General features: G+C 41.8%; 15 protein-coding genes. 6 read left to right on the top strand and 9 right to left on the bottom strand.

The genetic code is table 11. From position 1 onward, the window contains the following. Positions 1 to 52 precede the first annotated feature (52 nt). Positions 53 to 922: a cupin-like domain-containing protein gene (locus tag ACOOE0_RS03710; RefSeq protein WP_420401129.1), complete on the top strand. Its 870-nt coding sequence runs from the start codon at positions 53 to 55 to the stop codon at positions 920 to 922. A gap of 4 nt (positions 923 to 926) precedes the next feature. On the opposite strand, the gene ACOOE0_RS03705 is transcribed toward ACOOE0_RS03710, so the two are convergent. Continuing rightward, positions 927 to 1,433 (bottom strand): regulatory protein RecX, encoded by a 507-nt coding sequence (locus ACOOE0_RS03705; RefSeq protein WP_420401128.1) that lies wholly within the window; start codon positions 1,431 to 1,433, stop codon positions 927 to 929. A gap of 5 nt (positions 1,434 to 1,438) precedes the next feature. Further along, positions 1,439 to 3,793, bottom strand: a complete 2,355-nt coding sequence (locus ACOOE0_RS03700) for a glycogen debranching protein (RefSeq protein WP_420401127.1) — start codon at positions 3,791 to 3,793, stop codon at positions 1,439 to 1,441. A 238-nt stretch (positions 3,794 to 4,031) separates the two neighbouring features. Here ACOOE0_RS03700 and ACOOE0_RS03695 point away from each other — a divergent pair, with 238 nt between their 5' ends. Then, positions 4,032 to 5,672: a hypothetical protein gene (locus tag ACOOE0_RS03695; protein WP_420401126.1), complete on the top strand. Its 1,641-nt coding sequence runs from the start codon at positions 4,032 to 4,034 to the stop codon at positions 5,670 to 5,672. Between the two features lie 88 nt (positions 5,673 to 5,760). Here ACOOE0_RS03695 and ACOOE0_RS03690 read toward each other — a convergent pair whose 3' ends face one another. After that, on the bottom strand, positions 5,761 to 7,308 hold the full coding sequence (locus ACOOE0_RS03690) for an Rne/Rng family ribonuclease (RefSeq protein ID WP_420401125.1): 1,548 nt from the start codon (positions 7,306 to 7,308) through the stop codon (positions 5,761 to 5,763). Between the two features lie 250 nt (positions 7,309 to 7,558). After that, positions 7,559 to 7,849, bottom strand: coding sequence for an HU family DNA-binding protein (locus ACOOE0_RS03685; RefSeq protein WP_036380395.1), 291 nt, complete (start codon positions 7,847 to 7,849; stop codon positions 7,559 to 7,561). Positions 7,850 to 7,971: 122 nt separating this feature from the next. Here ACOOE0_RS03685 and mutY point away from each other — a divergent pair, with 122 nt between their 5' ends. The 4 genes from mutY to gldD all read left to right on the top strand — a co-directional run bounded on the left by mutY (position 7,972) and on the right by gldD (position 11,402). Beyond that, positions 7,972 to 9,006, top strand: coding sequence for an A/G-specific adenine glycosylase (gene mutY / locus ACOOE0_RS03680; RefSeq protein WP_420401124.1), 1,035 nt, complete (start codon positions 7,972 to 7,974; stop codon positions 9,004 to 9,006). A gap of 23 nt (positions 9,007 to 9,029) precedes the next feature. After that, positions 9,030 to 9,506: a single-stranded DNA-binding protein gene (locus ACOOE0_RS03675; protein WP_420401123.1), complete on the top strand. Its 477-nt coding sequence runs from the start codon at positions 9,030 to 9,032 to the stop codon at positions 9,504 to 9,506. 74 nt (positions 9,507 to 9,580) lie between these two features. Continuing rightward, entirely contained in the window at positions 9,581 to 10,858 is a 1,278-nt protein-coding gene (locus ACOOE0_RS03670; protein WP_420401122.1) for a gliding motility-associated protein GldE, read from the top strand. After that, entirely contained in the window at positions 10,848 to 11,402 is a 555-nt protein-coding gene (gene gldD / locus ACOOE0_RS03665) for a gliding motility lipoprotein GldD (protein ID WP_420401121.1), read from the top strand. The genes ACOOE0_RS03670 and gldD overlap by 11 nt, the downstream gene beginning before the upstream one ends. A 3-nt stretch (positions 11,403 to 11,405) precedes the next feature. Here the strand turns inward: gldD and ACOOE0_RS03660 are convergent, their stop codons facing one another. The 5 genes from ACOOE0_RS03660 to ACOOE0_RS03640 all read right to left on the bottom strand — a co-directional run bounded on the left by ACOOE0_RS03660 (position 11,406) and on the right by ACOOE0_RS03640 (position 16,232). Then, on the bottom strand, positions 11,406 to 11,828 hold the full coding sequence (locus ACOOE0_RS03660) for a hypothetical protein (RefSeq protein WP_420401120.1): 423 nt from the start codon (positions 11,826 to 11,828) through the stop codon (positions 11,406 to 11,408). After that, positions 11,825 to 12,562 carry a hypothetical protein gene (locus tag ACOOE0_RS03655; RefSeq protein WP_420401119.1) on the bottom strand — a complete coding sequence of 246 codons (738 nt, stop codon included), beginning with the start codon at positions 12,560 to 12,562 and terminating at the stop codon, positions 11,825 to 11,827. Before ACOOE0_RS03655 ends, ACOOE0_RS03660 begins: the two co-directional genes overlap by 4 nt. Before the next feature lie 40 nt (positions 12,563 to 12,602). After that, positions 12,603 to 13,622, bottom strand: a complete 1,020-nt coding sequence (locus ACOOE0_RS03650) for a transporter (protein WP_420401118.1) — start codon at positions 13,620 to 13,622, stop codon at positions 12,603 to 12,605. Positions 13,623 to 13,688: 66 nt separating this feature from the next. Next, entirely contained in the window at positions 13,689 to 14,063 is a 375-nt protein-coding gene (locus tag ACOOE0_RS03645) for a hypothetical protein (protein ID WP_420401117.1), read from the bottom strand. Positions 14,064 to 14,159: 96 nt separating this feature from the next. Beyond that, positions 14,160 to 16,232 carry a M16 family metallopeptidase gene (locus ACOOE0_RS03640; protein WP_420401116.1) on the bottom strand — a complete coding sequence of 691 codons (2,073 nt, stop codon included), beginning with the start codon at positions 16,230 to 16,232 and terminating at the stop codon, positions 14,160 to 14,162. Position 16,233 lies beyond the last annotated feature (1 nt).

Here is a 16,233-nt window from a genome sequence, read left to right as displayed (position 1 = left end):
TACCCGTTTAAAAACCTTTTATTAATTTAGCTGTTTCAAAATCATTGAAATTTTGGAGCTTAACCTTGACCAAATTCCTCGCGAAAAGACCCTGACCAAAAAGGAATTTCTTCGCAAATACTTCCGACCGCAAAAGCCGGTGGTTATCGAACAATTCATTGAGGATTGGCCAGCGCATTCCAAATGGAACTTGGACTATATCAAGGAAATTGCCGGAGAGAAAACGGTTCCGCTCTATGACGATAGACCTGTTAAGCATGATGAAGGGTTCAACGAGCCCCATGCCCGCATGAAGATGCGGGACTATATTGACCTGCTAAAAAGAGAGCCCACCAAGTATCGGATTTTTTTATGGAATGTCCTGAAGGAAGTACCCGAACTTCAAAAGGATTTTAAATATCCCGATTTTGGATTACGCCTGATGAAGGGTCTCCCAATGCTCTTTTTTGGCGGAAGCAATTCCCACACCTTCATGCACTACGATATTGATTTGGCCAATATCTTCCATTTTCATTTTGAAGGAAAAAAACAGTGCATTCTTTTTCCGCAATCCGAGACCAAATTTTTATATAAGATTCCACATTCTTTAATTACCCGGGAGGATATCGATTTTGCAAACCCTGATTTGGAAAAGTGGCCGGCATTAAAGCATGCCAAAGGTCATATTGCCCATTTGGAGCATGGCAATGTGCTATATATACCCGAAGGGTATTGGCACCACATGAAATACATTTCTCCTGGATTTTCCATGAGTCTTCGTGCCATTGCCCGCAGGCCCAGAAACTTCGGAAAGGCGGTTTATAACATTATGTTCATGAGGCATTTTGACAATTTGATGCGGAGGCTAAAAGGTCAAAAATGGATTGATTGGAAAAATGAGAGAGCCATTGCCAGAACCCATAGTGTAGTGTTTCCGAAGTAAGAATTTATCCTATTTTAGGATTATCCCGATGCACAAGCTCCATCAGCTTTTCATACACCAGATGGCTTTCCCACCCGCGATACAATAAGTAGTCTGCCGTTTTTTTCTTTTTCTTTTGAATATTGGGTTCCTGTAGCTGCTCCCATCTTTTTTTGGCAAGCTCATCCAGTGCAACCCTATAATCTTCCTCATCGATTTCTTTTAATGCACTTTTGATATTGAACCTTGAAATCTGTCGCATTTTTAGCTCGTTGACAATCCTATTTTTACCCCACTTTTTGATGTTGAATTTCCCACGTGCAAAACTCCTGGCAAAGCGTTCTTCATTTAAATAGTTTTCCTGGATCAAGTGGGCCATAATGGTGTCAATGGCCTGAGGAATCATACGCATGCCTTTGAGCTTGTCAACCACTTCCTTATGACAACGATCTTGATAGGCACAGTAATGTTCCATTTTTCGTAATGCTTCCTGCACGGAAATGTGCTTATGGGATGGATTTGGGAAGGGCATATATCCTATTCTCTGGTTACAACCAATTTGTTTCCGCTTGCGGTAAACACCGAATACTGATTGCTTTCTGTAGTGGAGGCTTCCCCTTCAGTTATAAGGTAGCTCCCTTTATCCAACTCCAATTGGATTTCCCATTCCGGATTGGTTTGTTGCACTTCTATGGTATCGCTCGTATAGTGAATGGAAATTGCGTTGTCGGCAATCTTTACATTTTCCAAAGAGGCCCCTTCTTTCCAGGCGGTGGGCATTTGAGGTCTTATGACGACTCTTTGTTGATTGGCCATTGGCCGAATCCCGAAGAATTGCTGCACAATGGGAATGGCATAAGAATAGATGTTCCAGGCCTGGGTCATCATCCCATAGTCTGGGGAAACTTCGTAGATGCTTCCAGGGAGGGCGTAACTGAAGGTTCTGGTCATTCGTTCCAGATAGTCCAAGGCCTCATCGGGTCTTCCATAGTTGTTCTCGGCAATGGCCTGCACTCCAGTGGGCAAGGTCATCACCGCTCCTGTATAGGAAAACACCTTGCTGCCTTGAAACGATCCAAAATCCTTGCCTGCTGAATCGTCACGATCTATCCCAGTAACAAATACCCCAAAGGGATTGGTAAACTTTTTTGCCGTATCCAAGGCGGTAATGGCTTTGGCCGAATCGGCTATGCCCATTTCCATGGGGGTGTTAACCACCCAGTTATGATGGAGTACAAAAGGCCTTAGGTCGGTGGATGGGTTTTTAAGAATTTGTTCCTTAGTGGCTTCGAGCTCCTCAATGGCCCAGGGTTTGTTCAGAGTGTCGGCACGGATAATGGCATCTTCGATGAGATGAATGGCTTGTTCATCGGTTCCCAAAAAATCGGCATACGATCCAAAATCTTCAGACCAAAAATCTTCATTGATTTTTTCTTTGAGTTGAAGGGCCAATTCCGTGTATTCATTGACCACATCTTCTTGGCCCAGTTCAGAAGCAATTTTAGCGGCATCATCAAAAGCTCTTTGGGTGTAAGCAGCTACATCGATCATTTCGCTGTTCAAACCATGAATTTCCATCATTCCGAAGCCGTCAGGGAAAAGATTTTTGTTCCCATCGTTTTCTTCAAGCAGCCAGCCAAGTCCTTTTTGTATGGTGGGAAAGTACTTCTCCAGAAATTTCTTGTCCCCGTTCCAGGTGTAAATTTCCCAAATTAAGGATGCAAACTGAGGTGTCTCATTGATGTTTCCTGGATTAAAGACAAAACCGTTGGTGGACATTTCGTGAAGAATCTTTCCATTTCCGTTAACAGCCATGGAAACGCTATCCAACAATTTGATGGTTTCTTCCACTATCTTATCCTGACATATGGCCATGTATCCTTTTAAGGCATATTCACTATCCACCCCAAACCACCACGGATAATCGGGAATCCCCGCCCCGATTCCTGTCCCTATTTCGGGAACAGTTCTTACCAACCAATCACAGTTGTATTTGAGCCATTCAAAAGTTTGCTCCAACTGTTTATCAGGGATAGTAAGCTTGGTTTGTGAGGCCAGTTGCCGGTAGCGTTCTTTTTTTGCCAAAGCCATAGCAATGAAATCCTTCTGTATAGCCGTAAAAGTGTTTTGGGCATCTTCTTTTGAAATATAAGACCCAGAAACAACAAAATTTATAGCCGTGGAAGAATTACCATCCAATTCTACAGAATAGGTTAATGCGTTTGAACTTCCATTTCCTTTTCCACCCAGGGATTCGTGGGCTGTTGGGATTTGGTCAGATCCAAAAATATTAAACCAAGGATTGTCATCATCCTGCACAACCCATTGTCCGGATTCAAAACTGGAGGAGTCCTTGGCATCGATCATTTGGGTTTTTTCCCCCAACCAGGTAGGTCTTAAGTCTGTATGTCCAATGAATTGAAAGGACGATTTCTGTTTGCTTTCCGTGTTATTTCTAAAGACGTATTGGATGACCAGTCCCTGCATATTGTCCGGGACAAATTGCCATCTTTCTACCTCGATGCCTTTTGATGGCCATTCAAAAACGTGCAGATTGGCAAATGGGTAGTTGACAAATTCTGATGCTTGATTAAGGACTAAGGTGTCATTTTCTAAGATTAGCTTTCCGTCAAAGCCATCCATTAGTTTGATGGGATGGTTCCAAATTCCTCCCATTTCACCTTTGATATGCCAACCTAAATCAGGGAAGCTTCCATCTTGATGGCCCACCATATAGACCCTGTTGCCTGCGGTTACAAATGGAGATTCCAAATATTCCTTATTCCCTTTAATTGAGGGAGACTCCGCTAAAATATCCGAAAGTGAATTTTGTGTCGTGTTGGAACAGCCTAAAAAAAGGAATGTTCCAAGGAGGAAGGCTACAGTTTTCATAGAGTGCAGGTTATATTTCAAAAATACCATATTGCGACTAAATGGTTTACAGAATTTATTGTAACTCTTTTTTTCAATCTATATTTTGGTGCTTTTAACGAGCAAGTTTTTTAAATTGATGGTTTTTTATGTAATTACCAAACCTCCCTTGGACCCAAGAAAATTTGAAAATGAAGCATGACTCTTAAAGTTCTTAGTGGAGATAAGTAAAGTAGCTTTAGCAACGGAAAACCTCGATATGAAAAAAGCAATTTTGTTGATATTGATTTTGTTTGTCCTTAATTCTTGTGAGGAAGATGGAATTGAAAACCAAGTTATGGTGGAAAATGTAAGCAGCACTAGCTTGCTAAACAATCCAACATTGTATGAGCCCATTAACCTAAGTATTGCAGTTGACAATTCGGATGCAGTGGTGGATTCCATTAATATTTATTTGGATGAAGAGCTTATATCAAGCAGGACAAATGCGACCAGCTTCAATTTTAGTTTTAATCCTGAACTGTATGAGCCTGGAGAGGCTGTGGTGAAAATTGAGGTGATTCAACCCGGAGGAAGTACAATTACCCAAGAATATCCCATTACCATACATAGAAAACTTCTCGATGTAATTTTGGACAATAACTTCTTTGGCACGGGATATCAGGATTTTTTCCTTTTTGCTTCTGCAGCTGATGGATCCTTATTGGCCAGTGAACTAATTGAAACTTTACCCGCAGCTATTACGTTGACTACGGACAAAAATGTTATCGGGGACACTCCTTACTATTTAAATATCGCGTCAAGGTTTGTCAATAATGATATAGAAATAGTTTCTCTAAAAACGATAGATGATCTAAGTATTTCATCCTTGGATAAATTTACTCCAAAGTCCCCTAGAAGACGTGATGATGGGCAGCGGTGGAATTTACCGACTACCGGATTCACGGAAGATATATTGATTATTGGGAGGAACAGTCCAGATTATGCATACGGATATGACCATGTGGATTTTGATTTTTCATTTATCAAATGGCAAAACTTTAATGGGATACCGGCCACGGAAGAATACTATATTAGATCATCACATAGAGATGGATCTGAGCAAAAATATAAGTGGATCACGGATGAAGATCTAAACAATGGGATCATTTTGGATGTAGCTGATTTTATTAGCGATAATCTGGTCGAAGGAGAAGTGGACGTCACATATGTTGATGGCTTTGAAAACGGTCATGATAGAAGACTCGGAATCTACGGATATCGCAGTGATGAAGATTTTAGCAATGGCACTGCCCACAATCTTTGGTTGAGTGGATTTCATACCTTGCAAGCTCCCGATATGTTTATTCGCCCCACAGAAGACTATGTGTTAAATACCTCGTTCCACAGCTATGCTCATTTCTTATTCTTGGAAGATTACCTTACCGTGAGGAGAGGAACCCCATTGACCAACTATCCTATTCCAGATTGGCAATTGAATTTTGAGATTACGGGAAAGGAGATAACATTTAATGCGGTTGGTAATGACCATTATGTTGGAAAATTTTCAGTTTCCTCTGGTAATGTGACTGATGAACTACCAATTGTGGAAGGGAAGAAGGTCTTATATAACTGGGATATTTGCTTTAATAGTGCTACCAAGGAATCATTGACTTTACCTGAGTTTCCTGATTCTATGAAGAATTGGAGTTTTGGAAAGTTCTATGAAACAAATACACCGAAAATCAAATGGGGGAGAGTAGAACGCTATGATGGAATTTTGGACTATGAGCAATATCTAAATGAAATTATCAAGGAAAATAATGACCCCTTGCTGTTAAGTCCAATATTTGAGGCCAAGTTCAGGTCTAACGAGGAGTTTAGCTCGTTTTACTTTGAAATGAAGGACTTTTTTAACTAGGGCTACCTATTTCAGTGCGATGATATTGTGTTGAAATAAAAGGGTCATAAAACAAAAAAAGCGACTCCATTGCTGAAGTCGCTTTTTATTATCTAATTGTTTTACCGTCTTTATCTTTAAAACGATACTCAAGGTATGTGTACGCATCCCTTGGTTGGATCTTAACCCATTTTTTGTGTTCCAAAAACCATTTGAAACGTTGTGATGGGAATCCTTGGTTAAGGTAGGCAGCAATAAAAGGATGGGTGTTCAGGATAATACCATTATCCTTGTACTTGCCTTTCATGATCCGCTCCAGATCAACATTAATTTTGTCGATCAAAACAATGGGAGCTTCTACCTCGGTGCCAGATCCATTGGGGTTTTCCTCGCTGGTTTTGATGTTGACCTCTGGTCGTACCCTTTGTCGGGTAATTTGGACCAGACCAAATTTACTTGGAGGTAGAATTTTGTGCTTGGCACGGTCATCCTTCATTTCCTCCCTTAGATGATCAAACAGTTTTCTTCTGTGATCACCCTTGGTCATATCAATAAAATCCACTACGATTATTCCGCCCATGTCCCTAAGACGTAATTGCCGCGCAATTTCCGTGGCGGCCAATAGGTTTACCTCTAGGGCAGTGTCTTCTTGGTTCTTGGCCTTGTTGGAACGGTTACCACTGTTCACATCAATTACATGAAGCGCTTCGGTATGTTCTATAACAAGATAGGCACCCCTACTCATGGAGGCGGTACGACCAAAAGAAGTCTTGATCTGTCGTTCTATCCCAAATTTTTCAAAAATTGGGGCCGAACCGGAATAATACTTTACAATGGATTCTTTTTGAGGTGCGATTTCGTGCAAATAATCCTTGATTTGATTATGGAGCGTCTCATCATCAACATGGATTCCCGTAAAGGAATCATTGAATACATCCCTGAGAATGGATGAGGCTCTATTGAGCTCTATCAATACTTTTGATGGATGCGGTGCTCGCTGCAATCTCTTGCACATGTTTGTCCATTTGGACAACAGATTCTGAAGATCTTTGTCTAGTTCTGCAACTTTCTTGCCTTCTGCAACGGTACGAATAATAACTCCAAATCCTTTGGGCTTAATACTCTTTACAAGTCGTATAAGCCTATCCTTTTCTTCCTTGGTCCCAATTTTTTGTGACACGGAAACCCGGTCGGAAAATGGCACCATGACCAAATAGCGCCCGGCTAGTGAAAGCTCGGAGCTGATTCGAGGTCCTTTGGTGGATATGGGTTCTTTTACAATTTGTACCAATAATGACTGATTGGCCTTAATAACATCGTTAATACTGCCATTTTTGTCTATATCTTTTTCAAATGGAAAATCTTTGAGGGAATAGTCTTTTAGCTTTCCCGTTCTAATCTTCTTAATGAACTTAAGCATGGAGGACAGTTGCGGTCCAAGGTCATGATAGTGCAGGAACGCATCTTTTTCATAACCCACGTTTACAAAGGCCGCATTTAAGCCAGTGACCGGCTTTCTGATTTTAGCCAGGAAAATGTCACCAACAGAAAAGTTGTTGTCATCCTCATCCTTATGTAATTCAATAAGTTTTCCATCCTTTAACAAGGCAAAATCGACTGCATCAGGACTAGATCTAACGATTAATTCTCTATTCACCTGAATCGATTTTTATCCGCCGTGGCGGATGATTAAACAATATGTAGAATCGGTTTGTACCGATTGAAATTCTTTTTCTGAATCTCTATGTCAAAGAACGTATGGGTGTAAAATGAAAAAGTAGTTGCAACAACTACTTTTTCTTGTGTCGGTTAGCTCTTCTACGCTTCTTGCGCTTATGGGTAGCTACCTTATGTCTTTTTCTTTTTTTACCACTTGGCATATGGTTCTTCCTTTTGTGTTAGTTATCTTATTTTACTTGAACGTTGCTCTTTACGCCTTCCACAAAAACCTTTGCAGGTTTGAAGGCAGGAATATTGTGGGCAGGAATTTTGATGGTAGTGTTCTTTGAAATGTTTCTACCTGTTTTTTCCGCTCTGGTCTTGATGATAAAGCTTCCAAAACCTCTTAAATAAACATTATCTCCATTCTCCAAGGACGATTTTACCTCCTCCATAAAAGATTCCACTGTTGCTTGTACGTCTCCTTTTTCTATACCTAGTTTTTCTGAGATTCTAGTTACAATATCTGCTTTCGTCATTTCGTATTACTGTTTTCTAATTTTTTAGGCTTGCAAATATAAAAATTAAAATTAATCTTTCGTTTAAACCCTTTAATTTTAAGTATATAAACTGCTACTTTTAACCCTTATTATTTCCTTGCATGTCTTTTTCCCGAAAAATTTTGGATTGGTATCAGGTTCATAAGCGTGATCTACCGTGGAGATCTACCACAGACCCCTATAAAATCTGGCTTTCGGAAATTATGCTGCAACAGACCAGGGTGGCTCAGGGCATGCCTTACTATCATAAATTTTTGGAAAATTTTCCTACTGTTCAGGACCTCGCCAACGCTTCTGAGGAAAAAGTGTTAAAGTTATGGCAAGGATTGGGTTACTATTCCAGAGCTCGAAATCTTCATGCCACGGCAAAGATGGTTGTGGATGACCATAAAGGTAATTTTCCAGATACTTATAAAGGATTAAAAGCCCTAAAAGGAGTTGGGGATTATACCGCTAGTGCCATAGCTTCCATTTGTTTTGATATTCCCGAACCCGTGGTGGATGGCAATGTGTATCGGGTTTTGTCCCGCTATTTTGGAGTGGATCTGGCCATCAACAGCACCCAGGGAGTCAAATACTTTAAAGATTTGGCCCGGGAAGTCATGGATGTCAACAACATTCGGGATTACAATCAGGGCATCATGGAGTTTGGAGCCATGCAATGTGCTCCCAAGAATCCTTATTGTGAGGGTTGCCCGCTGAATGAAAGTTGCGTGGCTTTAAAAGAAAACAAGGTGTTCCGTCTGCCTATCAAAATAAACAAAACCAAAGTAAGGCAACGCTATTTTAATTATTTGGTTTATTTGGACGGGGATAAAAGAACGATTTTGGAGCAACGGCAGGGGAAAGGCATTTGGCAAAACCTGTATCAATTTCCATTATTGGAAACCGAGGATCTGGTTGAGCACAATGAATTGACCCAAATCCTGAATGGGAAATTGAAAGATGCTGCCAATACAGTTACCTTGTACAATAAGGAACCCATAGTCCATAAATTATCACACCAGCATTTGCATACGCGATTTTGGATTTTGGAGACGGACGAACTGAATTCCGAGGGAATCTCATGGGAGAAAGTCCATAATTATCCAGTGCCGGTTTTGTTGGCAGACTTTATAAAGACATTTAAAATTTAGTACTTTTGATCAATTAAAGAGTTATGAGCGGAACATTGAATAAAGTGATGCTGATTGGGCATTTGGGAGACGAAGTAAAAGTCCATTATTTTGAAGGCGGGGGATGCGTAGGACGCTTCCCGTTGGCCACCAATGAAACCTACACCAACCGCACTACTGGTGAAAAAGTCACCAATACGGATTGGCACAACATTGTAGTACGAAACAAGGCGGCGGAAATTTGCGAAAAGTACTTGAGCAAGGGGGACAAAGTCTATGTGGAAGGCAGATTGAAAAACAGGCAATGGCAGGGAGAGGATGGGAATACCCGATATACTACTGAGGTGCACGTACAGGACTTTACCTTTTTGTCCACCAAAAAGGAAAGCCTGCCTACCGTACAGGCAGGTATGGAGAACGCCCAGCAAAATCCGCAGACGGCACCGCAAGCGGCGCCAATAAAATCGGTGGAGCCTGCTCCAGCCGAGGAAACGGATCAGGATGACGACCTGCCGTTCTAACTTTTAGCATAAACCTGTAGAAATTGGATCCCGAGCCCTATTGTTTGGCGTTTTTCTTGACTATCTTTAATGGTATGTTCACCGCGAAAGTGATTGTACTGTTGTTCCTGCTAATATGTTCCGCACTTATTTCCGGTGCAGAAGTGGCCCTGTTTGGACTCTCACAAACAGATTTGAATGAAATGGGGGAATCGGACAGTTCCAGGGACAAACTGATTGTTCGCTTATTGAATCGACCCAAAAAGCTATTGGCCACCATTCTCATCACCAACAATGCCATTAATATTGGGATTGTTCTTCTTTTTAGTTCCATTGGCAATACCATATTTTCCAATGTTGACCAGGTATTGTTTGGGGTGGTTTCGGTACGCTTTCTTTTGGAAGTGATCGTGGCCACTTTTCTAATCTTGATGTTCGGGGAAATTCTCCCAAAAATCTATGCCAATCGCAATCGCGTCCAATTTTCCCAGTTCATGTCGGTTCCAATCCGCATTTTGAACGCCCTATTTACCCCTTTTAGCGCCCCAATGAGTTCCGCAACAGGTTACCTGCAGGAAAAACTGGGAAGGGAAAAATCCAACCTCAGTGTGGACCATTTATCGCAAGCACTGGAACTGGCTTCGGAAGGGGATACTACCAAAGAGGAACAAAAGATTTTGGAGGGCATTGTGACTTTTGGAAACACCGATACCAAGCAGGTAATGCGCCCCCGAATTGACATTTTTGCCCTCAATGAGGAGATGAAATTCCCTGAAGTGCTTGAAGAAATCAAGAAAAATGGGTATTCACGGATTCCGGTATTTTCGGAAAATATGGACAACGTATTGGGCGTTTTGTATGTGAAGGACCTTCTTCCCTACATCGATAGGAAGAGTTTTAACTGGATGTCCTTGATTCGCGAACCTTATTTTGTGCCAGAAAACAAAAAACTGGATGATCTTTTACTGGAATTTCAGGATAAAAAGAACCATTTGGCGGTTGTGGTTGATGAATATGGTGGAACGTCCGGAATTGTGACCTTGGAAGATATCATTGAGGAAATTGTGGGAGATATCAGTGACGAATTTGACGATGAGGACCTTATTTTTTCCAAACTGGACGATTTCAATTATGTCTTTGATGGAAAAACAACCCTAAAGGATTTTTATAGGGTGGTCAAGATTGAAGATGAAGAGGATTTTGAAAACCAAAAAGGAGAATCTGAGACCATTGCAGGTTTTGTGCTGGAGATGTCGGGAAGTTTCCCAAAAAGAGGAGAGAAAGTTTGGTTCAAAAACTACCAATTTTTGGTGGAAAGCCTGGATAAGAAAAGATTGAAACGTATAAAAGTTACACTCCCCCATGAAGCATAATTGGCTGGTATTTTTGGTTCTGTTTTCATTATTGGTAAGCTGCAAGGATGATGTTTTGCCTAAACCCAATGCCATGCTGCGCCTTGCATATCCTGAGGCATCCTATGGCCCATCATCCAACGATTGCCACTATACTTTTGACCAAAATACCTTGTCCGTTATCAAGGAAAATAAAGACTGTTCCTTGGTTTTGGACTACCCCATGATGAATGGCTCTGTATACATTACTTACAAACCTGTTCAGGACAACTTAAAGACCTTGCTTACGGACGCGCAAAAGCTGTCTTATGAGCATGTGGTAAAGGCGGACAATATTGTGGAACAGCCTTTTATAAACCCAGAAGATAAGGTTTACGGAATGTTCTATGAGGTAAGCGGGAACGCCGCTTCCCAATCCCAGTTTTATGTGACGGACAGCACCAACCACTTTGTAACGGGCTCTCTGTATTTTTACGCCAAACCCAACTACGATTCCATTCTTCCTGCGGCGGTATATCTGCAACAGGATATCCGAAGAATTATGGAGACGCTCCGTTGGAAATAGTCCCTATTCCTTCTTTAAAAGCTCTTCAGCCTTGGCGATACTGGTGTTGATTTGCTCCTTTAGCGCTTTGACCTTCACCTCTTCCTCATCCAGCCACTTTTGTTTTTCCTCTGTGAGTTCCTTGCCGTTCAGAATCTCATCAGAATTGAAACGGTCTCCAAATCCCTTCATCCAATCCATCATGGAGTTGTGGGAGGCTTGAAGATCTCGCATTGCGGCTTCATAGGCTTGGCCTGTTTCTGTGGTGTCCACTTTGGATTTTAGCTCCCCGACCAATTTGCCCAAGGTGCTCATTTTGGGCATCACCTCATCATGGATGGCCATAACCTGGTCCATTTGCGTAACTCCATCTTCACTTTTTTTATCTGATTTGCAGGCAACGATCAATAACAATGCTAGTGTTGCCAAGAAAATATGTTTTTTCATTTATGTCTTTTTTTTCTAAAAATTCTTGATGTAAAAATATACAAACTAAACCCAGAAAGAATGGTGAACAATCCAAAAAGTGCAAATGCTCTTAGCAGATAGTTATTAAAATTATCCCGCCCTTCATAATCCATCGTATGTAACATCCAAAAGAAATCAAAGGCTCTCCAAGCATTGCTTCGGAAGGTTTGGATATCCCCGTATTCTTTGGAAACATATACCGTAGTATTCACGGGTTCTGCAAAACTAATGGCATAAGCTGGCAATGGTCTGCCTCGATATTCATGATGCTTACCCGTAGTTGTAAGATATTCTACTTCCGTCACCCCGGCTTGTTTGTTTAAACCGTCCATAGCCACCAGAATAGCCTCTTTTTCAGATAATGAAGCTTTTGGTTTTCCGCTGGACGCGTGGAACAATCTGGCCTTCTTTTCCATTTGTGAGGTATAAATGACCCTATAAATGGGCTCGTCCAGAATATTGATCAATTCCAGCGACATGACAGAATCTGTACCTTTAAAATGGGAATCAAGAAATACATTGGGAGAGACCATACCAATCGACGACTGGGGGAAAGGGAGTTTTTCCTTTAGATGCTCCCCGCGAATTTCTTCGATATTCGTCCAACTAAAATAAAGGCCTCCAAGCGTCCAAAGCAAAAATTGAATTCCCAAGACAACGCCTAAATAGCGATGCCATTTTCTAGTGTACTGTATGATTTTTCGTTTGGTCATGAGCAAAGTAAAATGGGGCGCAACGCGCCCCTGTAATATACTATAAGGAATACTGAATCCCGAAGGTCAAGGTCTCCTTGTTTTTTAGTTGAATGCCATTCAAATCTTGGAGAAGAGGCGAGGCCAGTTCAAAACCAAGCCTTAAATTCTTCAAGGCTCCCGAGGGCGCATATATATTGAACCCTAGTCCGCCATTTAAGAAAGTGCCGCCTGAGTTGTTGGTGTCTGCCGTGATGACCAGCATTGGGTTGAGGTTGGGATCGGAACCTTCAAGTTCTCCAATAATCAACCCTTCCAATCTAGCAGAAAAGCTGATCCAGTTAGCGGCTTTGACGGCCAACCAGTTGTTCCAACTGTATCTATTTCCATACCGATACTCCCTATCATTTTCCCCAAAACGGAAAATACCTTTAAGTTGGCTTCCCCAAGAAACTGTTTCTCCTTGCCCAAGATAGGTCAAGGCCAAAGATGGATCGAGCGTTCCACTTCCAATCTGCATGGGATAGGGAAGTTCTGTTTCGTTAGGAGCTGATGCCGGGGTTACGTCGCTTTCCTTAACGCTTCCTGTAGGTACGGAAATCCCCAGTTGCCCATGCAGACTTTGTCTGTTTTTATTAAAAAAACGGTACATCAGCGATACATTGATATCCCCCAATCCACTTGTTTCAGTAGTGAACGTTCCTCCCATTCGGGTTAGGTGATCCATTTCCATACTTAGATAATTGAACATGACCATTAGGGTTGCCTTATCACTTGGAGCATACATGGCGCCCAACATGTGCATGTTCATGGGCATTGTCGTTGGAGTTGCCATATAATCTGCAAGAGCATCTGTTGTGGTTGCATCATCTGTTCCAGCTCTTAATTCATCCATATTCATGTGCATATAGCGGTAGGAGAACATCCATTCTCCCTTCCCATGCATATGATCTCCCATGACGGAAATAGGTGCGTGTCCGTCAGGCCTTCCCGCCGACCATTTTAAAGATTGGGTATTGGTTTCTTGTGCATAAAATGCAATTGTGGCCACTAGAAACAGGGCCGAAAAATATGTTTTCATCCTTATTGAAATTGAAGTTTTGGCGAAGATTGATTCGCCTAAAAAATTTGTACGATACGTTAGTTGCTATGATAGCATACTTGGCGGATGAAAATTGAAAGGAATGTACAAATAGGTGTAATGGTTGTGATAGTCAAACTCGTTTTGAATAGGAGGATTTTCGACTTTGTCCTTGGAATAGTCCAGGAGCTCCACAAACCCAATGGGGTATTCCTCCATTGCAATCTTTGGAAGATTTTGTTTCTTTTCCTCGTTTTGTTCCGAAAGCCGTTGCATCAAATAACATTTCCCCTCACATTGGAGTTCTTTTTTTTCCTTGTTGATACAGAGAAATTCAGCAATATAATCTTCGTAAATAATATATTCTGCCAACGGAATTACCGGCCGTAACATGGCCAAAAAGTAAAGAAGTACAAACCAATGGGCGGCAAACCGTTTCAAAGGATGGCTGATTTAGAAATGCAAAATTAGCGATTAATTGATTTCAAAAAAAGACGCTCCAAAAATGGAGCGCCCTTTTAAAATTTGAAAAGGATTTTATTCAAAGTCGGAAGGACTTACACCCTCGTTGACCTTGATTTCCTTGACCACGAACTCAAAGTTCTGTGGCCCAAATGTCTGTCTCATACTGAAGGGAAACTTAATTCCAGATACTTCTTGGTAATCATCAAATGCCAAAGTATTGGTCATGGCCTGCCCTTGGACATCCTCGATGCTTACTTCTTGCAATTTGAGACCAGTCTCCACGTCATAGTAGCAATGCTTGTTTTTCGTAATTTTTAGTTTGTACGCCTTTTTGTCCCCAACAGCTTCGATCCCTTCTATGGTAATATCACCAGCTGCGAGATAATTGAGTTCTGGAAAAGCCGCGGATTCTTCCTTGATTCGTTCAATTTCCTCTGGCGTTAGGTCTTTTCGTTGACCTTGGGCCATGGCATATCCTTTGTCACCGTCCAACACCTGCTTTTGAACTGAGTTACCCATAACCTTGATGTCCTGCATAAATTGGTAACTGCTGGTCTTCTTCATTTCAAGTTCAAGGGTCATTCCCTGCATTTCGGCTTCCGCAGTCAAGGCATAGGATTCCACGTTCTCCAATTTGGATTTACCTCCAATGGCCTCCATATATTTTTCCAGGATGGATGTAACGGTTACCCCTTCAGGTAAGGGAGCGGAATAGTCAGGCTTTTCTGTTTTGGATGCGTATGCATCATAATACAGTACAGGTACTTTTTTACCGTTAAAAGATACCTTTTCAAGATTTTCCAGGACTTCACTGCCTTTGCCGGTAACAACAATTCGGGCGTTGCTGGTGGAGAAATATTTTTGGGCGGCCTTCTGCACATCTTCTACGGTAATGGCATCGATTCGCTCTAAATAAGTTTTATAAAAATCGCTAGGAAGACCCTCCGTCTGGATATTTAAGGCATAATTGGCCACGGTTTCAGGTTTTTCCAATGCCATAACGAAGCTACCGGCGTACTTGGCCTTGGCATTGGTTAACTCCTCCTGAGAAACGGGATGCTTGGCAATACTGTCTATTTCCTTTAGTATTTGTACCACGGAACTATCTGTAACCGCGTTCCGAACTTGCGCATAGGCATTAAAACGCATGGGACTGTATTTGTTGGCCCTGATTCCTGAATATGAACCGTAAGTATAAGCTTTATCTTCCCTTAGATTCTTGAACAACCTAGCTTGGGAGCCCCCGCCTAGAATTCTGTTGGCGAGAAGTGCGGCCAAATAGTCCTCATCCTTCATCTGAAGCTCGGTAATATTTTGTACAGCCACTTCCGATTGGACCGCATTTGGCATATCCACAAAATTGATTTGATTGTATTGGGCATCCGTTGGTTTTGCGTAGCTAAACGATGGTGGGGTGGCCTTGGACCAAGGAGTGAAATAGGTGGTCACCAGTTCCTTGGCCGTTTCAAAATCCACATCCCCCAAAATGACCAAATAGGCGTTTGCAGGCACAAAATAAGAGCGATAATGCTGTTCCACATCCGCCAGGGTTACACTGTTCACGGTGGCTTCCGTGGTAATTTCCCCATATGGGTGGTTTTGACCATAGGCTAGGGCCAATTGAACCCTTGTTGCGACGGCAGATACATCTTTTTCCTCTGATTTGATTCCTGTTAGAATCCGATCTTTTTCCTTGTCAAATTCCTTTTGGGTAAAATTGGGATTCAGGGCAGCATCTGCCATAAGCTCCAATATTCTCGGAAAGTACTTTGACAAGCAACTCGCCGAGGCACTTTGGTCACCGATACCGATACTCGCACCCAAGAAGTCGACTTCCTCATAGAAATCCTCTTTGGAAATGGTTTTGGACCCTTTTCCCAAAAGACTGGAAGTGAGGTCTGCAACACCGGCCTTTTTTCCTTGCAAAATAGGTGGGTTGTCAATAGTCAGGTGCATGGATACCCTTGGGAGTTTATGGTTTTCAACAACCATCACTTTTAATCCATTGTTCAATTCAAACCTTGCAGGTTCCTTGAGATTGATTTCTGGAGCAGGCCCAGGTTTGGGTGGGTTGCTGCGATCTATTTGAGCATAGGAAAACACCATGCAAAGGGACAGTACGGAAAAAACAATATACTTTTTCATT

Origin of the sequence: Flagellimonas sp., assembly GCF_965215805.1 — a bacterium.
In the GTDB taxonomy this organism is placed as follows: Bacteria; Bacteroidota; Bacteroidia; order Flavobacteriales; family Flavobacteriaceae; genus Flagellimonas.
Note: the sequence above shows the minus strand (reverse complement) of the source record. Positions and strands in the feature narration are given on the sequence as shown.